Here is a 24,023-nt window from a genome sequence, read left to right as displayed (position 1 = left end):
GTAATAATTAGCAGTAGTATTAATCACTAACCAGCATAATCTAAAGATGTTTAAAAATTCACAGTTAGTAGCTTCTGAGTCCAGTAACTTATTAACATCTAAACAGCAGCGTCTTTTAGGAGCGATAGCTCTTTTAGTCGTCATTAGTTTACTGACTTCAGCCGGTGGATCACCCATTGAACATAATGTTTCCACCATCTGGGAAGGGTTTATTTGGGGTATAGCCGATCCAGTGATTAGTTTAGACCGTTTTGCAGGGATTGTAGCATTAGGTTTATTTTCCGCTAGATTTACCCGTGGTAATTGCCTAAATATCACCTTTGTCATTGCTGCTATCTGTGGACAATTGATTAATTTATCTCCAGTGATCTTACCTGCACCAGCAATAGCGATCGCTATTTGTACCATTGCATTAGGAATCATGTTAGTTACACCAATTCCTATTCATTGGTTAGCAATAGCTTTATTAAGTGCTACTGCTGGTATATTTCAAGGTTACTCTGATGCTACATCCATCCTCGGTGCGGAAACATTAACTATGATTATCTTTGTCATTAGTGTTGCCTTCACCCAAACAGTAATTATCATGAGTGCCAGAAAAATAGGTGTAAATTTTGGCATCAATGAAATTAACCAAATCTTCCCAAAAATCATCCGTTTTGCTGGTTTAGTATTCTGTGCAATTGGTATCGTATTTTTGGGTTACTCAGTAATTTAACTTAGGGATTGGGGAATAGGAATTGGGACTAATACCGCAAGCTCGAAGTTAAAAGTAAGAGGAATGATGACAAATTACTTTATTTATTAATAATGCTGATTATGAAACTATTGAATGAATATTTAGGAATATTACTGTGATGATTTTTCCTCAAGATTGGAGCAGGCCAGAAATGATTGCAACTGGAATAGAAACAAGAATCAGTCGTCTAGAATCTATTGTTGAACAGATTGGAGACGCTGTACTCTCGACAACTGAGACAATTGAACGTCTTGCTCACAGAGTAGATGCTCTGAGTCTACAAATAGAGGCTCAAGGAAAACAAGTACAGCAGCAAGGATATCAGATTTTTGCTTTATGTGACGCTGTGCAAAGTTTGGCTGATTCTCAGAAGGATTCTATGGAACAAATCACTCAATTGTCACAAACCTTAGATGGACTTGTATCCTTGTTGCAAGATGAATAATTATAGGAGGAGTTCAGGAGTCACCGAGTCAGGAGTCAGGAGTCAGGAGTCAGGAGTATGGCTAACGCCACGCTACGCTATCAGGAAGAAGAAAGAAGGAAGAAGAATTTAGAACCTGAATTAGTAAGCTCTAATTACCTTAAACCCTTAACTTAGTGACTGCGATTTTTCCAGAAAAACATATATCAACATCACCATTAGGAGTCCGCTCTCGTTTACTATATTCTCCTGTGTAGTAAAAATCATCACCTTCTATTCGGTAATTAACAGGTAAAGGTTTGGAACAAGGTTGACAAAATACTACTTCTGGATCTGCTTGTTGCGGTAACAGGTGTGGTAAATTAACATTCCAAAAACATCCAGGTTCGAGGGGAAGTTCCATCAAATATTCTAACAATGCAGATGTCCATCTCATAGCCGCATCCCAATCATAATCGCGTTTACCGTGACGATATTGAGAAACAGCAATTCCGGGAATTCCGTGCATTGCAGCCTCTCTAACAGCAGCCACAGTCCCAGAAATATAAGCATCAACTCCCAAGTTTCCACCAGCATTAATACCTGAGATTACATATTTGATATCTTCAGCAATATGTGAAATGGCAACTCTGATACAATCAGCAGGAGTGCCACCAATAGCATATTCACAATCTGAACGCCGTTGAAGATTAATCGGTTGATGGGTAGTAACTTGATGTCCGCAGCCAGATTGATGTGATTGCGGTGCAGCAATAATTACCGACTTACCATTTACTGCTTTAAATAAAGCTGCAATACCCGGTGCATCAATACCGTCGTCATTGGTTAAAATTATAGTCATATAGAACCGATTTGATATCTGACAATACGTAACTTAGAATAGTCTATTAAATAGACTTTTAACTCTTCTATGACCAATGACAAATCTTCCAAACGCTTACCCAATCAACGTTGGCAAATTGCAGCAAAAAATCCAGAAGCTAGTTTAATATTAGCGAATTTAACAAATATCTCCCCAATTATCAGCCAATTATTAATTAATCGGGGCATGGAAACCCCAGAAGATGCCAAGATATTTTTAGATCCCGAATCTCTGATTTTACCTTCTCCTCTCGAAGAATTCCCTGATTTAGCTGCGAGTGTGGAATTATTGGAATTAGCGATCGCCAATAAAGAGAAGATAGCTATCTGTGGAGACTATGATGCTGATGGTATGACCAGTACTGCAGTACTGCTGAGAAGTCTTAGGGCTTTGGGCGCTGATGTTGATTATGCTATTCCTAGTCGAATGCACGATGGTTATGGGATTAATAACCGGATTGTCGAAGAGTTTCATGATGAAGGGGTGAAACTAATTCTGACGGTGGATAATGGAATTTCTGCGGTTGAACCAATTACTAGAGCCAGAGAACTGGGTTTAAAAGTTATTATCACAGATCATCATGATGTTCCCCAAATATTACCTCCAGCTAACGCGATTCTCAACCCGAAACTAATAGCTGAATCTTCTCCCTATCGGGGTGTAGCTGGTGTGGGTGTGGCTTACATTTTAGCCGTTTGTTTAGCCCAACAATTAGGAGAAATCAAAGGTTTAGTGCAGCCACTGTTAGCTTTATTTACCTTGGGAACTATTGCCGATTTAGCCCCTTTAACCGGTGTGAATCGTCGCTGGATAAAACGGGGTTTAAAGTTATTACCAAAATCTAATTTACCAGGGATACAAGCATTAATTCAAATTGCCGGAGTTCAAGCCAGCGAAGGAGAAAAAAATCAAACTTCTAAATCTTTAAAACCCGAAGATATTGGTTTTCGATTGGGACCACGAATTAATGCTATCGGCAGAATTGGTGATCCCCAAATTGTCATTGATTTACTCACAACTGATGATTTTGGTATTGCACTAGCTAAAGCTATCCAATGTGAACAAACTAATACTCAACGTCAACAAATGTGCGAGGAAATTGAAAAAGAAGCCATTGCCATTGTTGAAGATTTATATATAAACTCTTTACAAAAAGACCGCGTATTAGTTGTTATCAAAGATAATTGGCATCATGGTGTTATTGGGATTGTTGCTTCTCGCTTACTAGAACGTTATGGTGTTCCTGTATTTATTGGAACTTACGAAAATGAAACCATAATTCGGGGTTCAGCGCGAGGAATTCCTGAATTTCATGTATTTGCAGCTTTAGATGCTTGTCGAGATTTATTAGGTAAATTTGGGGGACACAAAGCTGCGGGAGGATTTTCTTTACCAGCGGAGAATTTACCAGAATTGCGGTTGCGTTTATCTGCATTTGCAAATCAGTGTTTGGAACTTCAACACCTGAAACCGCTGTTGAAAATAGATACTCAAGTTAATATTCACGAAATTAACCAGGATATTTTTCAGCAGTTAAATATTCTTCACCCCTGCGGTATTGATAACTCAGATCCAATTTTTTGGACTGCTAATGTCCAAGTGATTGAACAGAAAATAGTTGGGAAAGGTCACATTAAATTAACTGTATCCCAAACTATAGACAATCAGCGTCAAGAAATTAAAGGCATAGCATGGCGTTGGGGTGATTATTTTCCCTTACCATCAAGATTGGATATTGCTTACAAACTGCGTGAAAATAACTTTAATGGCAAAACTACCATTGAAATGGAGTTAGTAGGTGCAAAACTCCCAAATCACGTTGTTGAACTTTTCACTAATTCACCAAATTTATCACGGGCTAGTTTTGAATATAAACAGCGTCAATATACCTGCGGAATCTATGAAAATGGTATAAGTAGAGAATTAAGAGTTAAAAATTCTGAAGGTAAAGTTTTAGTCATGCGACCAGAAGATAAATTTGGTTTGTTGGGTTTCAACCGCGAAAATGCTGAACAGGTAAATTTATCTCAACCCATATATGAGGGAATTGTGCAAACTGCAATTCAGGCTTTATCAACCCATGTGCAGAATTAAAGATTAAAAACTCTCTTAAATGGGTAATTTAAGATTCTATTATCGCCAACGGGTAATTGGTGATTAGACAAAGCATTACCAATTACCAATTACCAATTACCAATTACCCAATTTACAGGTTGCCGTTGCGAAATGCTAGAACGAAGATGACTATGGGTCCTGAAATCACAATTAGTCCCACGCAAGTTAACTGCAAGACAACTTCCCAATTGATGTTAGCTAAAATGTCCATTTTTTCCTCCCAATGATTTTAATGGTTTAAAAAGATTTAATAATTCCATGACAAAACCCGCAACTTATCATATCTGTTTAGGGGATCTAAAATTTAATTTACTTCACAAAATTATAAGAAAAGTCATAAAAAAGTAGAATAGCAGGAATACTAGAAGGTTAAAAATATGGCTACTTGGCAATGTATAGCTCAGTGTGGGGCTTGTTGTAACCTGACACCAGCGGATCGTCCAGATATAGAAGAGTATCTTTCACCACCTGATTTAGAACTTTATCTCAGTATGGTCGGTGAGGGAGGATGGTGCGTAAATTATGATCATGGTACGCGAGAATGTAAAATCTATTCTACCCGTCCTTGGTTCTGTCGTGTGGAAGCAGAGACTTTTGAGGAGATGTATGGGATTGAAGCGGAAGATGTGAACGATTTTGCGATTGATTGCTGTCATCAGCAAATTGAGGGGGTTTATGGCGATCGCAGTTTGGAACAAATCCGTTTTGATCAAGCCGTCGGTTTTTGATTTAATTCATATAATTATTCTCTCATTGTGTTTTTGAGCGCAGTAATCAATGGGAGATTCACCTTCATGTACCTAAGTTTTGCTACTGCTTACAAAGTTTCTATGCTATCCCATATATCTAACAATAATTTCAAGCTAGATAAATGATTCATTGATTCACATCGCTTTTTTAACGCATCTAGATACTTTTTATCCTCTACAACCTTTGGATCTTTTTTACTGTAGGACAAACCAAATTCTGTGAGATATTCTTTGAGATAACGTTCATGAAATTTCGCTTTTGTTCTAAAAATATGCCCAGGTGGAAAGGAGGACATTTCTTCAGGATCATTGACTAAAACATCATAATATGCTTGGAAATCTGATAAAATTTTGGAACTTCTAAGTAAAGGATATTCGTTAGGAATTTCTGCATTACCTAATGCCCAGGTTTCAAAACAGCAATGCTGAATTATTATGTGAATCTCTGTTTTTGAACTATCTATATTGTAGCCAGATTTGAGTGCATCAAGTTTAGATTTAAGTTCATGAAAACGAGCAGTATAAGAATGTTCTTCAGAGTCAATACATATAAAAAAATGGTTGACATTACCGAATTTTTCTATATCAATTAGACAAGCTTCCAGTCGAGAAACTTCTGAATTGTTATTCTGTCTATCAACCATACTCGGATAGCCATTACCTGCAATAATTCGACAAGTATTCATTGTCATATCTTCAGGTCTAACAACAAAAGTTAAGCTAGGAAATAAATGTTGTAACCATGCTTTATATACTTTTGGTTCAGTCTTTCCCCCCTCTACTAAAAATAAAAGATTCACTCGGAAAATTCCTCCCAGTCAAGTAAATTAATTAATTGAGTAAATTTATCTAAGCTAGAAGCTGTATCAAGTGCTGGAATGTCAGAAGCTTTTCTAACTCTAACTTCATTTCCGTATTTACTAACTATTTGCCAAGTTTTCCAAGGAATATTATTGATAATATATGGATGATGGCTAGTAAGTATAAACTGTACATTTGGGGATTTATCAAGGATAAAGTCTGTTAGTTCAGCCATACAGTTAATTCCTAAACTATTCTCAAATTCATCAATTAAAATCACGGATTCTTCAGGAGCAGCAGTTACTTCAACCAAAAAAATTAAAGTACGAAACATCCCCGATGAAATTTGCTGTTGAGGAATCCAGTCTTCTAAACCATTCTCTTGAATTTCAAAGGATAGCATAAAATCACCATCTGAGGTTCTCTCGCTACTAACTCTCACATCGTTAACTTCTGAAAAAATATCAATATAATACTCTTTAATTTCATTGAAAACATCTGGAAAAAATTTCTGCAAATAAAAAGCCTTTACGACTGGTGGAAAATTAGCAAAATATTCTTTAAAATTTTGAATTTCATCATTTTCAATATAAACTGGTATTTTAGAAGGATCAGAACCAAGTCCAATTCTCAATTGTTGACGAGTTTCAAAGTTAAATATTAATCTCTCAAATGCTTTACGAACTGGAATAATCAAATCTTCTTCTGAAAGAAGAGTAATTGCACTTTCAGTTCTTTTCAATTTAGGCAATTTTTCATTATTAAATTTTGAATCTAAGCCACTGCGGAGAAGTATCTCCAGTTCAGAATCATCATCATATCGAACTAATTTTTCATAAACAATTTCAGTCTGTTTTGAATCATTTACATTTAGAGATATTTCTTCTTTTTTGATTGAGGAACTTTTTAACTCCCACCTATAATTTTGCACTAAATGAGAGAAATTGATACTCCATTCTAAATCATCTAAATTACGATTCCTGCCTATTGCAACATCACAAATCAATTCAAGTGCCTTTAAAATTCTTGTCTTTCCAACTCCAGAACCACCGACAAGTAAATTTAGACTCTCAAATTTAACTTCCTCAATGTGCCAATTTTGCTTATTGTTACTGAATTTAAAACTCTGTATTTTCATATTTCTTACTTTTCTTAACAAGCAATTATATAGAGAATCTAAAAGAACTTCTGAGATGAATATCTTCAATTCGCTCTATATCGGGTATTTTAGCACTCAAAGTTGTGATCAGAGATTTTGTTTTAGATTACTTTTTAATATCATTAATTAAGAGAATGTTTGAAAAGTGGTATTCCGTAATTTTCATCACATTGCTACCCCCCTTAGTCCCCCCTTTACAAGGGGGGAAACAATAAAAATCCAGTTCCCTCCCCTTTACAAGGGGAGGGTTAGGGTGGGGTAAAAAATATTTGATACATCAACCATAACTTTTCAAACACCCTCTAAGCGTGTATTCTCATCAATAATCTTTATATAAAAAATAAATACTGCTATTTGCTTGATATTACATCTTGACGAGTATAAGCAGAGCGATCGCAGTTTGGAACAAATCCGTTTTGATCAAGCTGTCGGTTTTTAACAAATCCAGTTGCCATTTATGACAACAATATGAGAAAATAAAGAGAATATGAAAACAACTTAGAGACAAGATTAGCGCCTGTGAAACTTGATACTCCACCTGTCAGCATTTCCCACGTATCAGAAACTGAAAGCCAATTACATCAATCCATAGTTAAGGATCATCCCCAACCGAAAGAATCTGTATTTATGGTCTTTGGGACAACCTTCATCACCATTTTTCTCGCGGAAATTGGTGATAAAACCCAACTTTCTACCCTGTTAATGAGTGCAGAATCTCATGCCCCTTGGGTAGTTTTTCTGGGTTCGGCAGTAGCATTAATTACTACTAGCTTGCTGGGAGTATTGTTAGGTGGTTGGATATCCACAAAACTCAGCCCTCAAACCGTCGAGAAATCAGCCGGGGTGATGTTACTACTGATTTCCGTCATGTTGGTATGGGATGTAATTCAGGGTTAATACTTGTAAATATTATGAACTGGGGAAATTATGAACTGGCATCTTTTAGGACTGAGTTTTGTCACGGTGTTTTTATCAGAATTGGGTGATAAAAGTCAGTTAGCAGCGATCGCTCTTTCTGGACAAGGACAATCTCGAAAAGCTATATTTTTTGGTACAGCAGGTGCTTTAGTATTAACAAGTCTCCTGGGCGCATTAGCTGGTGGTGCGGTGTCCCAATTTTTACCTACACGGATTTTAAAAGCGATCGCTGCTGTGGGATTTGCCATTCTTGCTATCCGTCTCTTATTACCCAACAGTGAAGAGGATTGACACTCTCAGGGAGCCAAGCCACTGAGATTCTACTGACAGAATTAGATTAAGGGTTTAGCCCAATCCAATCTCGCTGCGACCGCCAAACGCCGCCTAGACGCTCAAAACAACTGCCAATCAAGGTGTCGAAATTGCGCTTACTTTTATTGTTTTCAGTGTTTTCAGAATCCATCACTAAGCCAAGACTCGGTACGCTCCACACCCTGCCATTACTCGCTCTTTCTTGTCAATACTGCCGTTAGGACTTGAACCTAACCGTTGTTTCTTATGAGCCGGGATTTATCCGTACTAGGATGCTTCAACACATAGATGTTTTTTGTTCTTACTCACAATTTAATTCTAACATACCACAGGGATTAAAATCCCTCGTGCGATGCACTGAGCCTGTCGAAGTGTCGCTTATATTTCAGCGGCTTTAGCCGCTGAGTTTTACGCTTACCGGATGCTCTTATAAATGATCGGAAATTAAGCAGATCCGCTACTGTAACATAAAGTTACTACCGTAAGCGGTTGATTGATGAAATGAAGCGATAGATACAAGACGATCCTCCGATGCGTCCCACAAAATAAATTGGAAGCAATCAGGAATATCCGCTATTTTTAGCTTTTTTACATGGGTCAGTAAATGAATATTTTGATTATGGCAAGCTTCCAGATTGTAATTAGGTATTCTTTCAGAAAGATGGTGAATATTGTGGTAGCCTATGTCTGCCCCAAACCATTTAAGAACTCTGGGTAATTCTAAGTAACTACTACCTTCTAATGCTCCTAGAGTATAATCCCAACCTTCAGTTTTATGGGCGTAAGAGCCATCAAAATTGTGCTGTACAAAGAAGATGCAGATAAAAATTGCTGCTGAAAAGGTGAGAGTGATTGAGTAAACCCCAAAGAAGAATCCAAATCCTAGTAAATAACCCAAATAAATCCAACTACTAACTACGCAAATATTGTTGAAAAGGATATCAAAAAACTCTCCTGTTGTGTACCAATTTCTGGATTTATAAGAGTAAATGATTTCCTTGATATCCATAGTCGGTTCTTTCTGTATGCAAGTCAGCAAATGACCTATAAAACCATACAAACCAGCGATTAGTGCCAGTCTGGGCTTAATTGCTAGATAGAAAAAACCGCCGGGCAAAAGCATTAATGGATGCCTAAGTAATTCATACCGCTTTTGGGCAAAAGGACTAAGTTTACTAAACTGCTCTGTGGAGATTAATGCAGCCGGTCCTTTATATTTTTCCCAGTCGCCATTTGTTTTATGATGAAAAGCATGACCCCTTGACCAAGGATATTGAGGGATGCCATTCATCACTCCCAAAATAAATCCTACCACTCTATTGACCCGTTTTGATCTAAAGAGTGAATAATGTCCACAATCGTGCATTAAAGAAAAACAACGCAGTGAAAATAGTATGATCAAAATCATGATCGGTGGCAGCAACCAAAAGGAAAATTCTGCTGCTTTTGCTGCTAAAATCCATAACAAAATATAGGGAACAACTGTATTAAGGACTTGATAAGTTGCGCGTAAGTCGTTGCTCTTCATGTAGGGAGCTAAGACAAAATCTGATTTCTTAATCATTATGATTAGTTTGACCACTATCTTTACTAACAGTCCGGTGATGTTGGCTGGGAATTACTTTGTCATAAGCTCACCAAAAATTGAGGTTTTTGGCGATTCATTAACCCAGATTCTGCACGCTATTTTATACTATATCTAGTATGACAAATATTGGGTTAATGTTTAGCTAGATAGCAATCTTCAAAATCCCGGACAATGCCAGTGTTTATGCTTGATAGTGTGATATTTTTTACTTTTTAAACATTAAGCTTCGCGCCAGTACAAATTTAACAGAATACCACCTGCTACTAGCTTTAATGCTTCTAATAGAAAATAACCGCTGTGTAATAAGTTCATTTGTGGTGGAACTAGATTACTAGTAAGTAAGCTGAAATTAGCACCTAGAGCGCACATTTGGGGAGTTAAGAAATAAGTATCTAGTAATGCTACTGTTAACAGAATTCCAGATAAAGCAATACTACCTAAAGGCCAATTAGATTTAGTCTTGCTAATAGCCAGTACAGCAGTTAAAACCACAGTAGCAGACAATAATTCTAGGCGATTAAAATTCCAAAAAACCAGATAACCTGCTGTAGAAAAATTAGCCTCATTCATCATACCAGCAAAGTAAAGACTAGGCATAATTACCCAATCTAAAACCAGACTAGCACTGAGCCAGAAGCCCAGAGTTAACATAATCGCTGTTTGCCAAGTTGACCGTTTAAATTCCAGACTAGAAAGAGTGTTCATAAAAATAATTGCTTTGTTGTCTTCTTAGAGTCTAACTAAAACAGTGATTTTGGCAACAAATATCAATTAATTGTTACAAACAAGAAACTCTAACCCAGATTTGCACCAAAAGGAAAAAATCATTTCAATACCAAGGGTAGTTTAATAAAAATAAATAAACCTGAAGCGATCGCTCCCAATCCCCCACATCACGTTATGATCAGAAGGAATCACAATAATCTGTGCCAATAAATTCTCAGCATCTACCGTCAGTAACCCAGCCCTAAAGGGACTGGGCTTGCAAGAGTAATCAAGCAAGCCGTGCTGACCAGACCACCCTGAGTGACCTGCCCTGAGCGGTGTCGAAGGGAGTCGAAGGGTAGCCGTTATTTGAGCCACGACACCCCGGAATGCGTAGCCCCTTCGGGGTTCAGCAGTCGCTCATGGGGGAAACCCCCAAGACCGCGCTGCTTCACTAGTTCCCTGCTCTGTCATTTGCAATTAAACAGTTTTAAGGTCACTGAAACAGTGTTGCAAGTCTAAAAAGCTTTTATAACTGGTCGTTCGCGCAGCGTGCCGGAGGCATCTAGCTAACATTACCCCAGAAATGGGAGGCTCTTTGGAGCAAAACATTATGCGTACAGAGTTGGAAAATTTGAATCGGTAATTGTCCCGTTGAAAGTACATCACAAAAGTACCCCGAATTTTTCAACTCCAAGGCGGTAATGAAAAAATATTCAAAGCGGTTAAAACCGCCCGTGTCGCTTCCCTCTCAGGTCTAAAAACTCGCTCGTTTCCCACTTACCGCAAGGTCTTATGACGACTTCCACACCAGAACCCAATCAACCCAACAAATCACTTACTGATACAAATCTGGTAGAAGACCGCAGCAAGCTGAGTAAGATGTATCAGCATTATGTAGAAGTCAAGGATAAGTATCCTCATGCGTTGCTGCTGTACAGAGTAGGCGATTTTTTTGAAACTTTTTTCCAAGACGCTGTAACCGTCTCCAGAGAATTAGAATTAGTCTTAACTAGTAAACACGGTGGGGAAGTCGGTCGCGTTGCCATGACAGGTGTACCTCATCACGCTTGGGAACGCTACACAACCCAACTGGTAGAAAAAGGTTATGCTGTGGTAATTTGCGACCAAGTAGAAGATTCGGCGGATGCCATTGGTTTGGTAAAGCGAGAAGTAACACGCATTCTTACACCAGGGACTTTGCTAGAAGAGGGAATGCTCAAAGCCAGTCGGAATAATTACATAGCGGCTGTGGTAATTGCTGTCAATCATTGGGGGTTAGCCTACGCAGATATCTCAACAGGGGAATTTCTCACATCTCAAGGTAGTGATTTAGAACACTTAACTCAGGAGTTAATGCGTTTACAACCTTCCGAAGTCCTGTTTCCCACTAACGCCCCCGATTTAGGTAGTTTACTGCGCCCAGGGGAAACTTCACCCTCTTTGCCCCAATGTCTACCACCTACATTTTGTTATAGTTTGCGATCGCAAGTCCCCTTTTCCCAAGCAGAAGCTAGAAGTAAATTATTGCAGAAATTCAAAGTGCGATCGCTCGAAGGTTTGGGTTGCGAACATCTCCCCCTGGCAGTTCGCGCCGCTGGTGGTCTTTTAGAATACATCGAAGACACACAAAAAGCCAATCCCGTCTCCCTGCAATTATTACGCACATATACATTAAATGATTATTTAATAGTAGATCATCAAACCCGCCGTAACCTAGAAATTACCCAAACCGTCCGCGACGGCACATTTCACGGTTCTCTATTATGGGCTTTAGATCGAACTAGCACCGCCATGGGCAGCCGGGCTTTAAGAAGATGGTTGTTACAACCGCTACTGGAGATTAAAGGGATTAAATCCCGCCAAGATACCATTCAAGAATTAGTAGAAAATACACCTTTACGCCAAGATCTACGCCATTTACTCAAGCAAATTTATGATTTAGAACGTTTAACAGTCAGAGCCGCTTCTGGTAGAGCAAATGCACGGGATTTAGTCGCCTTAGCTGATTCTTTCTCCCGTTTACCAGAATTATCTCGCTTAGTAGAAGATGCGAGATCACCTTTCTTAAAAGCTTTGCAAAAAGTCCCGCCCAGCCTCGAAGAACTAGCAGAAAAATTACACGCTCACATCGTAGAATCACCACCGACTCATCTAAAAGAAGGCGGTTTAATTCGGGCGGGAATCAATCCGCTTTTAGATGAAAGAAAGGCTACAGTCGAAAGTGATCAACAATGGATTGCCAACTTAGAAGTTGACGAAAGAACAAGAACGGGAATCCCCACTTTGAAGGTAGGATTTAATAAAACTTTTGGTTATTATATCAGTATTTCCCGCAATAAATCTGACCAAGTTCCCGATAATTACATTCGTAAGCAAACTCTGACAAATGAGGAACGTTACATTACTCCTGATTTGAAAGAACGAGAAGCCCGAATTCTCACAGCGCGAGATGATTTAAATCAGTTGGAATATCAGATTTTTGACGCATTACGGGATGAAGTGGGTTCTCATGCCGAAATCATCCGTAGTATTGCCCGTGCCGTAGCTGCGTCAGATGTATTATGTGGTTTGGCGGAATTAGCCGTACATCAAGGTTATTGTCGTCCAGAAATGCTTACAGGACGCGAGATTAACGTGATTGATGGTCGTCACCCGGTGGTGGAACAGTCTTTACCTGCTGGATTTTTTGTCCCTAATTCGACTTGCTTAGGGGGGAAGGAAATGAACCACGAAGGAGCGAAGGAAGCGAAGGAAGAGGAAAAGAAGAATTTATCTTCCCCTGATTTAGTGATTTTAACCGGTCCAAATGCGAGTGGTAAGAGTTGTTATTTGCGTCAAGTTGGTTTAATTCAGTTAATGGCGCAGGTGGGTAGTTTTGTGCCGGCGCGGTCTGCTAAATTGGGAGTGTGCGATCGCATTTTTACCCGTGTTGGGGCTGTAGATGATTTAGCCACAGGTCAATCTACGTTTATGGTGGAAATGAATGAAACTGCCAATATTCTCAATCATGCAACTTTGAGATCTTTGGTTTTGTTAGATGAAATTGGTCGCGGGACAGCAACTTTTGATGGTCTTTCAATTGCTTGGGCTGTAGCAGAATATTTAGCAGTTGAGATTAAATCTCGCACGATTTTTGCTACTCATTATCATGAGTTAAATGAATTGGCTACTATTATTTCAAATGTGGCAAATTATCAAGTTACAGTTAAAGAATTACCAGACCAAATTATCTTTTTACATCAAGTTCAACCCGGTGGTGCTGATAAATCCTATGGAATAGAAGCAGGAAGGTTAGCAGGTTTACCCACAGTGGTAATTCAACGGGCAAAACAGGTGATGGGACAAATCGAAAAACACAGTAAAATAGCCATGGGATTGCGTGAGAATTTATAAAAATTGGCTGCTGTGATTATGTCCGCATTAAAGGCAGCATAAACCATTAGACTTGTCCAAATAAAGAATTATCAACTTATCCCAGCAACATTAATAAACAACTAGGAAATGGTTAAAAATTGGTTAATCTTATGTCGTATTTCTATTAATAAAATCAAAATTTGTTATTACTTAAGACTCAAATATTTCTGTATTATCCAGATGAGCCATCTGATTACTTGATAATTCACCAGTAATATCAAAATTACTATTAATTTATACCTAAATCTTTAGAAGTAATGATCCGAAAGCGATCGCGTCCTTCTTTTTTGGCACGATAAAGTGCTTCGTCTGCTGTTTTAATGAAGAATGCAGCCGGAATATCAGCAGTAGGAATTAAAGTAGTAACTCCTAAACTGACCGTAACATATTGACTTACCTCAGAAGCTGAATGCAAAATTGCCAATATTTTCACTTGATCACGGATTTCTTCGGCGACAATTATTGCACCTTCTGCATTTGTATTTGGTAAAATTACTACAAATTCTTCTCCTCCATATCGCGCTACTAAATCACTAGGTCTTTTAATAGCTTGACTCATGGCAAAAGCCACTTTTTGTAAACAACTATCTCCCGCTTGATGTCCGTAAGTATCGTTATATCGTTTAAAAAAATCTACATCACACAAAATCAGGGAGAGTGCAGATTTGTCCCTAGCCATGCGTCCCCACTCTTGCTGCAAATATTCATCAAATCGGCGACGATTAGGAATTTGCGTGAGGCTGTCGTAATTAGCCAGACGGTAGAGAGTTTGATTTTCGGCTTTAAGGTTCAGATCATCTTGCCAAATTACAATTCCAGTTGTCATTCCTAATAAAGTTATTGGTGCAGCCACAGGTAGCCAATAATTGATTTTTAGCATGAGCAAACTGAAAATTTCCCAGAGTACACATAGCCCTATACAGAATCCTAATTTTTTCCTAGAATGCCAACGAACAATTACTAAACCCCAGACTGGACCTGCCAATAGTAATAATATTATCCATGCCCCAGAAGGAAAAAGATCGAGAAAATTATTTTGAAATACATTATTAATAAAAGTTGCTTGTAAGTAAACTCCGCCCGTGGGTGGATCATAATTAAAGGGCGTGACTAAAACATCAATACCAGGAGCAGTAACTCCTACTAAAACAATTTTATTTTTAAATAAATCGGCTGATACTTTCCCCTGCACTACATCACTAAAGGAATAGTGAGGCATTTGCTGAACCTGACTAGGCCAGTTAATCCATAATGGCTGCTCTAAATTAGGCAAAGGGGGTATTTCCATAAAAGTTCCATAAGCCCGGATAGCCGCAATTCCTAATAAAGAAATACCATTTTTTAGTGGCTGTACATTACGGATTATACCATCTCCATCTTTCTGACTGAATATATGTCCTGTAGTTATTGCGGCCTGTTCTAGTTCAGGGACAGGAAACCAAGGTTCTCCTTGAGTATCCCAAGCCTCTGCCAATACCACTTTACCATGTTGTTTCATAGCCTTTGCCAGAGCCGTATCATCGGGGCTAGACTCAGAAAAAATAATATCGAAGACAACTACATTTGGCTGGGCTGTATCGAGTACATTTAATAGCTCTATATATCTTGTCCGTGGCCAGGGAAATTGTTTAAACTCTGCCAAACTTTTGTTATCTATTGTCACTACTACTATCTGCTGATTCCAGTCAATATTTCCCCTTAGTCGGAATAGGGTGTTATATGTTATCCATTCTAAAGGTTGAAAAATTCCCAGTAACAGGAAACAAATAACTATCAACATGGCTATAAAACCAGGAAACAATTTCCCAAATAACCGCTGGATTTCTGTGAACATGATCATACATTTTCAGTTCTTACTTTTATTAAGGAACAGCTAATTCATACTTTTGCTTTTTTCCTAAAGGTGTTGTGATACTAACTGCAATTTTTCGATTATTAGGAAGGGCTGTTATCACCTCAAACTCTCCATTCTGATTGGTTATTAATGATTCATTCGCTAAAATAACTAAATTCACAGGATCTACTTTACCTGCAATTTTTGCCTGTTGATTGCCCATATCTGCCAGGATTTTTATTTGCAAACTAGTATCATCTCGTAAACGCACTGGAGGTGAAGGTGGTTTTCCTGGAATTACAAAGCTTTGAAAACCTTTATTTACAGATACAGTTTTACCTTGAGCAGATGTTACCACCTGGCCTTTTAAAGTTGCTACCCCTGTTTTCCCACTAGGTTGGACACTAACACCAAATTCTGTACCTCTGACTCCTGTAATCCCTGCTGGAGTTTTAATTTCTAGTCTAGATTCTCGATTGTTCAAAGGACGTACTTTTAAACGCACCTGTCCACCAGTTAGCAGCAACTCTGTGACTTTTCCATTATTACTAGTGCTATGCAGTTTTTGAATTTGCAGTTTTGTATTTTCTGCCACTTCCACAAAAGCAATTTCTGTATCTAATGCTAACATCGTCCGAGAATTCTTTCCTGTACCAATGCTATCACCAACCTTTTGCAACTTTGTGCCGACATTGGCAGGTTGGGAAGTTTGTTGATTTCCATAAATAACATTACCAAAAATGCTACGTACTTCTAAGTAGCGGTTAACTCTTAACTGTAAATTATTCTTGGCTAATGCTTGCTGAAAGGTTAATAGGAAGATGAAAAATAAACTCAATAATAGCCAATGTTTTTTAATCACTGAATTTTTTGGAAATTAGATTACCCCTGTATCTAATTTTAGGCGATCGCTTCTCTTGTGGCAAGTAAGCTGTCACGCATCTAGTTTTTGAACCTGATCTAGGCTATAGGCGGGTTTCTGCCTCCAAATTATACAATTTAAGTGCGCGACAGCTTTTAAAAATCTAGACATCCTCTGGTTCAAATTGTGCCACAGTTACAGCATTAAATGCAAAAGATAAAACTAAGGGAATCGGACATTTAAACCAAAAAGTGTAAATCACTGCTAGGATAGTGGTAGAGATGGCAGCACAAGCCCAATACATTTCCTGATTAGTTAAACCATTTTTCTCTTTAATTACTCTTAACACATTCATTGGGATTGGTTCTGGCATGACTCCACCAGGAGGAAACGCCCAATAGTTACCACGTCGCTCAACAAATAAATCTGTCCAGCCATTTTCTAAGCACCATGCTTCAATCCATTGAATAGAGTAATGATTTATCATATAAATACCAATTTCCTTTGTTAATGTGTGCAGTTTGTCAATTTTAATAACTTAAAGATCTTAGTCAGATATAGCAGCAGTCAGCAGGAAAAATCTTGTGTTATCTGGCTTTTTTAGGGACTTTTTTCCCTTATTCAAGTACATATCGCTATAACTTTTAGTTCATTGTTTTAAAGGTTTATCAAATTATTTTATACATATTAACAATCCTGTTTCCACAGCCATCACCATAACTAACAGATTATCAGTTGTCCTGACTACTAGACTTTAAAAGATAACAAACTTTACTTGTAATCAAACTTAATGAATTATTGTAAATAGTAAAATCCTGCTGGAGCAATAATGCCATTTTTTTCCAGAATCAGCAACAGTTAAAATTTAAAAAAGGGAGTAATTACCAAAAGCGTTATTACAAAATATTAACGTTTATGCAAAACTTAACTTATCCAGTATCAATTTGGACTCATCAACTATGTTTTGGCAAAAGAGCTTAGGATGGATTTTGGGAATTATGGTTTGGTGCGTTGCACAGCCAGCATCAGCAGATTGGACTCATCCTTTATCATATAGCAATGCCGAATTGTCGAGACAAGATTTTTCGGGACAAAGTTTACAAGCTGCGGAATTTTCTAACGCTAACTTAGAAATGGCTAACTTTACAGGTGCGGACTTACGAGGAACAGTTTTCAGTGCTTCAGTCATGACAAAAGCAAATTTACATGGAGCAGATTTAACCAATGCGATGGTGAATGAGGTAAAATTAGCAGGTGCTGATTTAAGTAATGCCGTTTTAATCGAAGCTCTTTTACTCCGCACCGTCTTCACAGATGTTAATATCACAGGTGCAGATTTTACAGACGCAATTTTAGATAAAGCGCAAATTAAAGAGCTATGTCAAAAAGCCAGTGGTGTAAATTCTCAAACTGGTGTAGAAACTCGTGAGTCCTTAGGATGTCAATGAAACTTGGTATAATTGGTGGTGGACAACTGGCTTGGATGATGAAAGATGCAGCAGATAAGCTGGGAGTAGAATTAATAGTCCAAACTCCTAGTCCCAATGATCCAGCCGTATCTGTTGCCCAACATAGCATTTTTGCCGCAGTTGATGATGCCGCTGCCACAGAAATTTTAGCGACAAAGTGTGATATCGTTACCTTTGAAAATGAATTTGTTAACCTTGCGGCTTTATCACTGCTAGAAAAACAGGGTGTTTGTTTTCATCCTCAACTAGCAGCTTTAGCACCCCTGTTAGATAAATATGAGCAACGGTGCTATTTACGGGATTTAGGTTTACCAGTTCCCCAGTTTTTGGCATTATCAGGGGAAAAAAAGCTAGAATCTCAAATTGAAAATTTGGGTTTTCCTGTGGTTCTCAAAGCCAGAAGACATGGATATGATGGTCAAGGAACTTTTATCATTCCCGATTTTGCAACTTTATCAAAAATAGTTAATCAAACTCATAGCCAGTTTTTAGTCGAAGAATTTGTGCCTTTTACCAAAGAACTGGCTATAATTGCCGCCCGTTCTGTAAATGGGGAAATTGTCATCTATCCAGCGGTAGAAACTCTCCAGAAAGAACAGGTTTGTCGGTGGGTAATTGCCCCCGCTCAAATCACCCAAGAGCAAAGTTTGCAAATTGAAGCGATCGCCCATAAACTATTAACTAGCCTCCAATATATAGGAGTCTGTGGCATTGAATTATTTCTCACCGCCCAAGGTAAAATCTTAATTAATGAAATAGCACCACGTACCCATAACTCTGGGCATTTTTCCCTGGATGCTTGTGAAACTTCCCAATTTGAACAACACCTGAGAGCAGTGTGTGGTTTACCATTAGGCAATACTAGATTACATTGTGCTAGTGCCGTGATGGTTAATTTGCTAGGATATGAAAACAGCCATTGTGACTACCAAAAACAACGTCAACAATTAGCAAATATTCCCCAGGCTACTGTTCATTGGTACGGAAAAACAGAAGCTCGTCCAGGAAGGAAGCTAGGACATATCACCGTTTTATTAGATCAAGATCACACTAATGGAGTAGAGGACATTATACACAAAATTGAATCTATCTGGTATCCCCAGTAGAAATTTGCCAAAATTTTCCCAAAATAAACACACAAACTATTTTTCAAAGCTATAATGAGTTAGTTGCACTACGACGATTGGTGACTGCCGTCAAGTTTTTTGATCTATGTCTTTAACAACAAGGGAGCTAAACAATTCTCGTGGCAGTATACTGGGCTTGTACCCAGAAACTTTAAATGAGAACCCTCAGTTCCCACCTGGTTTAACCAGGTCATAAACTTAGGTAAAACGGCGTTGTGGTGAACTAAAAAATTTTAGCTCCCCGGTTAATAAAACTGGGGAGCTTTACCTTAAACAGCAAGAAGGCTCACACTGTACCTGTACTCAGGTCAGTGTTGAGATGAATTGCGCGTGAGAAATCCGGGTGTAGTCTGACCATATTTGTAGCTTGCTTCCCGCAGGGTGCGCAGCGAAAACCGGAAAGACTACAACGACGAAACGAGCAAAATATTCGTTTTTTATTCGGTATGTTTTGATTATTTGTGTTACCATGAATATACGAACGCGGTAAGGTCGATACCATGTATAGAGCAATTAAAGTTAGGATTTATCCCACTGATGAGCAAGAATCATATTTAGCTCAATGTTTTGGTAATACTCGATGGTTGTGGAATTATATGCTTAATGCCACTACTGTCGCGGATAAAGAAATAAGCATTGGGCTTTCTAAAGCGGCTATGGATAAGTTGCTTCCAGGATTAAAAAAGGAATATGAATGGTTAGGACTTGCATACAGTCAAGTGTTGCAACGAGTCACATTCAATCTTTCTAGTGCGTTTGTCAACTTTTTTGAAGGCCGTGCTAAATTTCCTAACTTTAAATCTAAACATGGTAAACAATCAATTCAATATCCCCAAAATGTGAAACTGATGCCAGAGGATTCTGTGATTAAGTTTCCTGGCAATTTAGGGATGATGAAAACCGTGTTCCATAAAGAATTGCCCGATGCAAAATTCACGGCTGTAACAATATCAAGAAATGCAGACGGTAGGTATTATGCATCTATTCTTTTTAACCAAAATGACAATCCGGTAGTTGCAATTAGAAAAGCTATTGGTGTTGATTTGGGATTGAAAAACTTTGCTATAACTTCCGAAGGCTCAAAATATGACCTTCCTAAGAAGCAATTAGCTCTTCTCGAAAAGAATAAAAAACGCAAGCAGAAAAAACTAGCTAAGAAGACCGATAAAACATCTAATAAACGTCGTAAAGCTAAACGTTTAGTCGCAAAAGTTTCTAGCAAAATAGCTAGAGTCCGTGAAGACTTTCTACACAAGCTATCTCGCAAAATAGCATCCGAAAACCAAGTTATTTGTGTAGAAGATTTGGCAGTTAAGAATATGGTTAAAAATCCCAACTTGGCAAAAGCTATTAGTGACTCTTGTTGGGGAATGTTTCAAACCATGCTCAAATACAAAGCTGAAAGATTTGGTCATACTTATCAAGAAATAGGTCGTTTCTTCCCGTCTTCTCAACTTTGTAGTGAAACTCTACTACCAATTCCGGTATTGCAAAAAGGATATGATTCGTTAGGAGTTAGGTTTGTAGATTGCCCTCACTGCCAAAAACAGCATGATAGAGATATCAATGCCGCAATAAATATTAGAAATGAAGGTTTGCGACTTTGGGCGTTAGGAACTAGCGCTTCTGCCCTTGGAGGGGATGTAAGACCAAAGTCTTAGGGACGTAAAAAATCCATGAAGTCCGAGGCAGTCCCCATGGAATTGGGAAGCCTACACTGTACCGTCAGGTCAGTGTAGGTAGTTCACGATATATACCTTAAATTTAGAGGTAAAAAGCAAAATACGGAAAGAAAAAGATTTTCCCAATGACAACTGACCAATGACAACTGACCAATGACAACTGACAACTGACAACTGACAACTGACCAATGACAAATGACAACTGACCAATGACCATTTCTTCAAGTCTGTCATGACTAACTGAAGAAATAAGCTACACTCATTTTAGGGGCGAACTCATACAGTTCGTCACAATACTTCTTGGAAGATATCCCTATCGCAGGAAGTGGGTTGAAGCCCACTTTTTTTATTGAATTCTCCCATGACTCATCCTTTAATACCACAAATTATTGATTTGGCGACACCAGTAGCCGCAGAACTAGGATTGGAAGTTGTTAGTATAGTTTTTCATACGAACCAAAACCCCCCAGTCTTGCGAGTAGATATCTTTAATCCTCTACAGGACATTGGACTGGATGATTGTGAAAGGATGAGCCGTGCCGTTGAAGCCTCATTAGATGCGGCCGATATCATTCCAGACGGTTACATATTGGAAGTATCTAGTCCTGGTATTTCGCGGCAACTGGTAACAGACAGGGAGTTTATTTCCTTCAAAGGATTCCCTGTAGTTATTTCTACTTCCCCACCCTCCGAACAACAGCAAGAGTGGATAGGTCTATTGATTAGCCGGGATGAAACTACAGTTTACCTTAATCAAAAGGGTCGTGTAGTAAAAATTCCCCGTAACCTCATTACCAAAGTCCAAATAGATGAGCGTAGCTAATCAATTTTAGATTTTAGACGTTGGATTAGGGACTGGTAACTGGTAATTGGTAATTGGGAAGGAGTAATTGGGGAAAAGAACACAATTATTTCTTAACAGTTATCTAATTTTGCTGACTGCTGACTTGACACTCTCCGCTCTAAAGAGATTGTCAATGTATAGTGTTGAGCCGTTAGGCAACATCGGGTGTTTGTACAGGTTAATTACCCTTACCTGTTAAAGACATTGTAACACCATAAGTCACTGAGAGATTTATCCCCTCTCTCGCTTAAAAAACACCCAAACATAAAAACCCAAAAAGGTTTTAGATTTTAAGTCTAGGGTCAGAAACGGTAAGTTCTACCGAGATTGCCTGTGGAGCGGAAAAACCTCTTAGAAGCCATTCTAAGACCGTGATGAAGCAGGAAGTAAACACTAAGGTTATCGCTGTCCAGATGTGTCTAGACTTTGGTAATTTTGGGTAAGTTTTATAGAACGGTTTTAAGCCTACTTTCTTATAAAATTTTAGGAGACTGCGTATGTCAATGGTGACTTTATCGGGATTAAAAGAGCTAATCGAAAGTATTAGCCAAGAACGAAACTTACCGCGTTTAGCTGTACAAGCAGCTATTAGAGAAGCCTTAATTAAGGGTTACGAACGTTATCGTCGCGCCCAAAATTTAGAACGCAGACAATTTGATGAAGAGTATTTTAATAATTTTGAAGTAGAACTGGATATTGAGGGTGAAGGATTTCGGGTTCTTTCCACCAAAACCATTGTTGAAGCAGTTGCTAACACTGATCATCAAATTTCCTTAGATGAAGTCCAGCAAGTAGCCCCAGAAGCCCAACTGGGAGATTCTGTAGTATTGGATGTCACCCCAGATCAAGGAGAATTTGGGCGCATGGCAGCCATGCAAACGAAACAAGTATTGGCGCAAAAACTGCGAGATCAACAACGCCAAATGGTGCAAGAAGAGTTTCAAGACTTGGAAGGCACGGTTTTACAAGCTAGAGTATTGCGATTTGAACGTCAATCTGTAGTTTTGGCAGTTAGTAGCGGATTTGGACAATCAGAAGTAGAAGCCGAATTACCCAAGCGAGAACAGCTACCCAACGATAATTATCGGGCTAATGCTACCTTTAAGGTATATCTAAAAAAAGTTTCCCAAGGGCAGCAACGAGGGCCACAATTGATGGTATCTCGTGCTGATGCAGGTTTGGTGGTTTATCTATTCGCCAATGAAGTCCCAGAAATTGAAGATGAGGTAGTGCGAATTGTGGCTGTAGCGCGAGAAGCTAACCCTCCCTCTCGTTATGTAGGACCCCGCACAAAAATTGCTGTTGATACCCTAGACCGCGATGTAGACCCCGTTGGTGCTTGTATTGGTGCGCGGGGATCACGAATTCAGGTGGTAGTTAATGAATTACGCGGTGAAAAAATTGATGTGATTCGCTGGTCTCCAGATCCAGCTACCTATATTGCCAATGCGTTGAGTCCAGCAAAGGTAGATGAAGTCAGACTCATGGACCCCGAAAGTCGCCAAACTCACGTTTTAGTGGCTGAAGATCAACTGAGTTTAGCTATTGGTAAAGAAGGGCAAAATGTGCGGTTAGCTGCCCGTCTCACTGGTTGGAAAATTGATATTAAAGATCAGGCTAAATATGACGAGGAAGCCGAAAATACTAAATTTGCAGCGGTGAGAGCGCAATATCAATCCCAAAATGATAGGGATGACAGGTCTGACCGAGAAGATGCAATGGCAGAAGAATTAGAATTGGATGAGGATAGATTTGACAATAGCGAGGAAGATTAATTCCCCAAATTTATCTGCAATAATTTGAAAAAGGAAGGGAAGCAGGGAGCAGGGAGCAGGGGGAATATTTCTTCCCAATGACAACTGACAACTAACAACTAACAACTGACAACTGACAACTAACAACTAACAACAGGCATTAAAAAATACATTGTTTAGTATCCCCAAGATATCTAACTTAAATCTGGCAGAAGACTGATGAAACCGAACTATCGGCGTTGTATTAGTTGTCGTCAAGTCAACTTGAAACAAGAGTTTTGGCGGATTGTCCGCGTCTTTCCATCTGGAAAGGTACAATTAGATCAGGGCATGGGGCGTTCTGCCTATATCTGTCCGCAAGAGAGTTGCCTACAAGCAGCTCAGAAGAAAAATAGACTAGGGAGATCGCTGCATGGAGCAGTGCCAGATACAGTGTATCAAACATTGTGGCAACGTCTAAATCACGGCGATCGCCAAGATCGCATTTAATGGTAACAACTAAAATTGCGATAGTCTCTAAAGATATTATGACAAAAGCCGAACTATTCGGTATCTGATCATAACCTTTAGTATCGTTCAAGTTAATGCCAAAATAGTAAATGGATGTAACCAGCTTTCTCGATCTCCTTTTTTGGACAAGACGCAAGGCATTACTCCCAACA

Annotated in this window: 22 protein-coding genes and 1 other RNA gene; 14 read left to right on the top strand and 9 right to left on the bottom strand. The window is 38.8% G+C overall.

Annotated elements, in window-relative coordinates:
- The first annotated feature begins 46 nt into the window (after nt 1-46).
- Both FJR09_RS13305 and FJR09_RS13300 read left to right on the top strand, forming a co-directional pair.
- On the top strand, nt 47-718 hold the full coding sequence (locus tag FJR09_RS13305) for a HupE/UreJ family protein (RefSeq protein ID WP_015083426.1): 672 nt from the start codon (nt 47-49) through the stop codon (nt 716-718).
- Nucleotides 719-890: 172 nt separating this feature from the next.
- The gene (locus tag FJR09_RS13300; protein ID WP_015083427.1) at nt 891-1,184 is read left to right on the top strand and encodes a hypothetical protein; all 294 of its coding nucleotides are present in this window, start codon (nt 891-893) and stop codon (nt 1,182-1,184) included.
- Between the two features lie 139 nt (nt 1,185-1,323).
- On the opposite strand, the gene surE is transcribed toward FJR09_RS13300, so the two are convergent.
- A complete protein-coding gene (gene surE / locus FJR09_RS13295; protein WP_168633357.1) occupies nt 1,324-2,004 on the bottom strand; it encodes a 5'/3'-nucleotidase SurE in 681 nt (226 codons plus the stop codon).
- 69 nt (nt 2,005-2,073) lie between these two features.
- Here surE and recJ point away from each other — a divergent pair, with 69 nt between their 5' ends.
- Nucleotides 2,074-4,119: a single-stranded-DNA-specific exonuclease RecJ gene (gene recJ, locus FJR09_RS13290; RefSeq protein WP_168653575.1), complete on the top strand. Its 2,046-nt coding sequence runs from the start codon at nt 2,074-2,076 to the stop codon at nt 4,117-4,119.
- Between the two features lie 112 nt (nt 4,120-4,231).
- Here recJ and psb30 read toward each other — a convergent pair whose 3' ends face one another.
- Nucleotides 4,232-4,351 (bottom strand): photosystem II reaction center protein Ycf12/Psb30, encoded by a 120-nt coding sequence (gene psb30 / locus FJR09_RS13285; protein ID WP_028084264.1) that lies wholly within the window; start codon nt 4,349-4,351, stop codon nt 4,232-4,234.
- A gap of 166 nt (nt 4,352-4,517) precedes the next feature.
- Between psb30 and FJR09_RS13280 the strand changes: the two genes are divergently transcribed.
- Entirely contained in the window at nt 4,518-4,868 is a 351-nt protein-coding gene (locus FJR09_RS13280; protein ID WP_148761106.1) for a YkgJ family cysteine cluster protein, read from the top strand.
- A gap of 89 nt (nt 4,869-4,957) precedes the next feature.
- On the opposite strand, the gene FJR09_RS13275 is transcribed toward FJR09_RS13280, so the two are convergent.
- Entirely contained in the window at nt 4,958-5,689 is a 732-nt protein-coding gene (locus FJR09_RS13275) for a hypothetical protein (protein ID WP_168653576.1), read from the bottom strand.
- Nucleotides 5,686-6,828, bottom strand: coding sequence for an AAA family ATPase (locus tag FJR09_RS13270; protein ID WP_168653577.1), 1,143 nt, complete (start codon nt 6,826-6,828; stop codon nt 5,686-5,688). The genes FJR09_RS13275 and FJR09_RS13270 overlap by 4 nt, the downstream gene beginning before the upstream one ends.
- Nucleotides 6,829-7,368: 540 nt before the next feature.
- Here FJR09_RS13270 and FJR09_RS13265 point away from each other — a divergent pair.
- On the top strand, nt 7,369-7,746 hold the full coding sequence (locus FJR09_RS13265) for a TMEM165/GDT1 family protein (protein ID WP_168653578.1): 378 nt from the start codon (nt 7,369-7,371) through the stop codon (nt 7,744-7,746).
- 30 nt (nt 7,747-7,776) lie between these two features.
- The gene (locus FJR09_RS13260) at nt 7,777-8,058 is read left to right on the top strand and encodes a TMEM165/GDT1 family protein (protein WP_015083436.1); all 282 of its coding nucleotides are present in this window, start codon (nt 7,777-7,779) and stop codon (nt 8,056-8,058) included.
- Nucleotides 8,059-8,536: 478 nt separating this feature from the next.
- Here the strand turns inward: FJR09_RS13260 and FJR09_RS13255 are convergent, their stop codons facing one another.
- Together FJR09_RS13255 and FJR09_RS13250 are read right to left on the bottom strand one after the other, a co-directional pair.
- On the bottom strand, nt 8,537-9,547 hold the full coding sequence (locus FJR09_RS13255; RefSeq protein ID WP_254433105.1) for a fatty acid desaturase: 1,011 nt from the start codon (nt 9,545-9,547) through the stop codon (nt 8,537-8,539).
- Between the two features lie 339 nt (nt 9,548-9,886).
- Nucleotides 9,887-10,372 (bottom strand): hypothetical protein, encoded by a 486-nt coding sequence (locus FJR09_RS13250; RefSeq protein ID WP_015083438.1) that lies wholly within the window; start codon nt 10,370-10,372, stop codon nt 9,887-9,889.
- Nucleotides 10,373-11,167: 795 nt separating this feature from the next.
- Between FJR09_RS13250 and mutS the strand changes: the two genes are divergently transcribed.
- Complete coding sequence (mutS, locus tag FJR09_RS13245; protein ID WP_168652899.1) at nt 11,168-13,768, top strand: DNA mismatch repair protein MutS; 2,601 nt, start codon at nt 11,168-11,170, stop codon at nt 13,766-13,768.
- Between the two features lie 250 nt (nt 13,769-14,018).
- On the opposite strand, the gene FJR09_RS13240 is transcribed toward mutS, so the two are convergent.
- From FJR09_RS13240 to FJR09_RS13230, 3 genes are all read right to left on the bottom strand, one after another.
- Nucleotides 14,019-15,629 (bottom strand): diguanylate cyclase domain-containing protein, encoded by a 1,611-nt coding sequence (locus FJR09_RS13240; RefSeq protein WP_168652007.1) that lies wholly within the window; start codon nt 15,627-15,629, stop codon nt 14,019-14,021.
- A 22-nt stretch (nt 15,630-15,651) separates the two neighbouring features.
- On the bottom strand, nt 15,652-16,485 hold the full coding sequence (locus FJR09_RS13235) for a FecR domain-containing protein (protein ID WP_148279141.1): 834 nt from the start codon (nt 16,483-16,485) through the stop codon (nt 15,652-15,654).
- A 163-nt stretch (nt 16,486-16,648) separates the two neighbouring features.
- Nucleotides 16,649-16,972, bottom strand: coding sequence for a hypothetical protein (locus tag FJR09_RS13230; RefSeq protein WP_015083442.1), 324 nt, complete (start codon nt 16,970-16,972; stop codon nt 16,649-16,651).
- 472 nt (nt 16,973-17,444) lie between these two features.
- Here FJR09_RS13230 and FJR09_RS13225 point away from each other — a divergent pair, with 472 nt between their 5' ends.
- From FJR09_RS13225 to FJR09_RS13195, 7 genes are all read left to right on the top strand, one after another.
- On the top strand, nt 17,445-17,933 hold the full coding sequence (locus FJR09_RS13225; protein WP_015083443.1) for a pentapeptide repeat-containing protein: 489 nt from the start codon (nt 17,445-17,447) through the stop codon (nt 17,931-17,933).
- Nucleotides 17,924-19,060 carry a 5-(carboxyamino)imidazole ribonucleotide synthase gene (locus tag FJR09_RS13220; protein WP_041458589.1) on the top strand — a complete coding sequence of 379 codons (1,137 nt, stop codon included), beginning with the start codon at nt 17,924-17,926 and terminating at the stop codon, nt 19,058-19,060. Before FJR09_RS13225 ends, FJR09_RS13220 begins: the two co-directional genes overlap by 10 nt.
- A 62-nt stretch (nt 19,061-19,122) precedes the next feature.
- Nucleotides 19,123-19,307: non-coding RNA, 6S RNA (gene ssrS / locus FJR09_RS13215), on the top strand.
- A 274-nt stretch (nt 19,308-19,581) separates the two neighbouring features.
- On the top strand, nt 19,582-20,742 hold the full coding sequence (locus FJR09_RS13210; RefSeq protein ID WP_015083445.1) for an RNA-guided endonuclease TnpB family protein: 1,161 nt from the start codon (nt 19,582-19,584) through the stop codon (nt 20,740-20,742).
- Nucleotides 20,743-21,124: 382 nt separating this feature from the next.
- On the top strand, nt 21,125-21,586 hold the full coding sequence (rimP, locus tag FJR09_RS13205) for a ribosome maturation factor RimP (RefSeq protein WP_015083446.1): 462 nt from the start codon (nt 21,125-21,127) through the stop codon (nt 21,584-21,586).
- Nucleotides 21,587-22,104: 518 nt separating this feature from the next.
- Complete coding sequence (gene nusA, locus FJR09_RS13200) at nt 22,105-23,382, top strand: transcription termination factor NusA (protein WP_015083447.1); 1,278 nt, start codon at nt 22,105-22,107, stop codon at nt 23,380-23,382.
- A 198-nt stretch (nt 23,383-23,580) separates the two neighbouring features.
- Nucleotides 23,581-23,850: a YlxR family protein gene (locus FJR09_RS13195; protein ID WP_015083448.1), complete on the top strand. Its 270-nt coding sequence runs from the start codon at nt 23,581-23,583 to the stop codon at nt 23,848-23,850.
- Nucleotides 23,851-24,023: the final 173 nt, after the last annotated feature.

Source organism: Dolichospermum sp. UHCC 0406 (assembly GCF_009712025.1).
GTDB lineage: Bacteria > Cyanobacteriota > Cyanobacteriia > Cyanobacteriales > Nostocaceae > Dolichospermum > Dolichospermum lemmermannii.
The sequence above is the reverse complement of the archived record's forward strand: the minus strand, read 5'-3'. Positions and strand labels throughout refer to the sequence as shown.

What these genes read in the sequence shown, in the direction of transcription:
- FJR09_RS13305 (WP_015083426.1), top strand. Translation starts at nt 47, where the DNA reads ATGTTTAAAAATTCACAGTTAGTAGCTTCTGAGTCCAGTAACTTATTA.
- FJR09_RS13300 (WP_015083427.1), top strand. Translation starts at nt 891, where the DNA reads ATGATTGCAACTGGAATAGAAACAAGAATCAGTCGTCTAGAATCTATT.
- surE (WP_168633357.1), bottom strand. Translation starts at nt 2,004, where the DNA reads ATGACTATAATTTTAACCAATGACGACGGTATTGATGCACCGGGTATT.
- recJ (WP_168653575.1), top strand. Translation starts at nt 2,074, where the DNA reads ATGACCAATGACAAATCTTCCAAACGCTTACCCAATCAACGTTGGCAA.
- psb30 (WP_028084264.1), bottom strand. Translation starts at nt 4,351, where the DNA reads ATGGACATTTTAGCTAACATCAATTGGGAAGTTGTCTTGCAGTTAACT.
- FJR09_RS13280 (WP_148761106.1), top strand. Translation starts at nt 4,518, where the DNA reads ATGGCTACTTGGCAATGTATAGCTCAGTGTGGGGCTTGTTGTAACCTG.
- FJR09_RS13270 (WP_168653577.1), bottom strand. Translation starts at nt 6,828, where the DNA reads ATGAAAATACAGAGTTTTAAATTCAGTAACAATAAGCAAAATTGGCAC.
- FJR09_RS13260 (WP_015083436.1), top strand. Translation starts at nt 7,777, where the DNA reads ATGAACTGGCATCTTTTAGGACTGAGTTTTGTCACGGTGTTTTTATCA.
- FJR09_RS13250 (WP_015083438.1), bottom strand. Translation starts at nt 10,372, where the DNA reads ATGAACACTCTTTCTAGTCTGGAATTTAAACGGTCAACTTGGCAAACA.
- mutS (WP_168652899.1), top strand. Translation starts at nt 11,168, where the DNA reads ATGACGACTTCCACACCAGAACCCAATCAACCCAACAAATCACTTACT.
- FJR09_RS13240 (WP_168652007.1), bottom strand. Translation starts at nt 15,629, where the DNA reads ATGATCATGTTCACAGAAATCCAGCGGTTATTTGGGAAATTGTTTCCT.
- FJR09_RS13230 (WP_015083442.1), bottom strand. Translation starts at nt 16,972, where the DNA reads ATGATAAATCATTACTCTATTCAATGGATTGAAGCATGGTGCTTAGAA.
- FJR09_RS13225 (WP_015083443.1), top strand. Translation starts at nt 17,445, where the DNA reads ATGTTTTGGCAAAAGAGCTTAGGATGGATTTTGGGAATTATGGTTTGG.
- FJR09_RS13220 (WP_041458589.1), top strand. Translation starts at nt 17,924, where the DNA reads ATGTCAATGAAACTTGGTATAATTGGTGGTGGACAACTGGCTTGGATG.
- FJR09_RS13210 (WP_015083445.1), top strand. Translation starts at nt 19,582, where the DNA reads ATGTATAGAGCAATTAAAGTTAGGATTTATCCCACTGATGAGCAAGAA.
- rimP (WP_015083446.1), top strand. Translation starts at nt 21,125, where the DNA reads ATGACTCATCCTTTAATACCACAAATTATTGATTTGGCGACACCAGTA.
- nusA (WP_015083447.1), top strand. Translation starts at nt 22,105, where the DNA reads ATGTCAATGGTGACTTTATCGGGATTAAAAGAGCTAATCGAAAGTATT.
- FJR09_RS13195 (WP_015083448.1), top strand. Translation starts at nt 23,581, where the DNA reads ATGAAACCGAACTATCGGCGTTGTATTAGTTGTCGTCAAGTCAACTTG.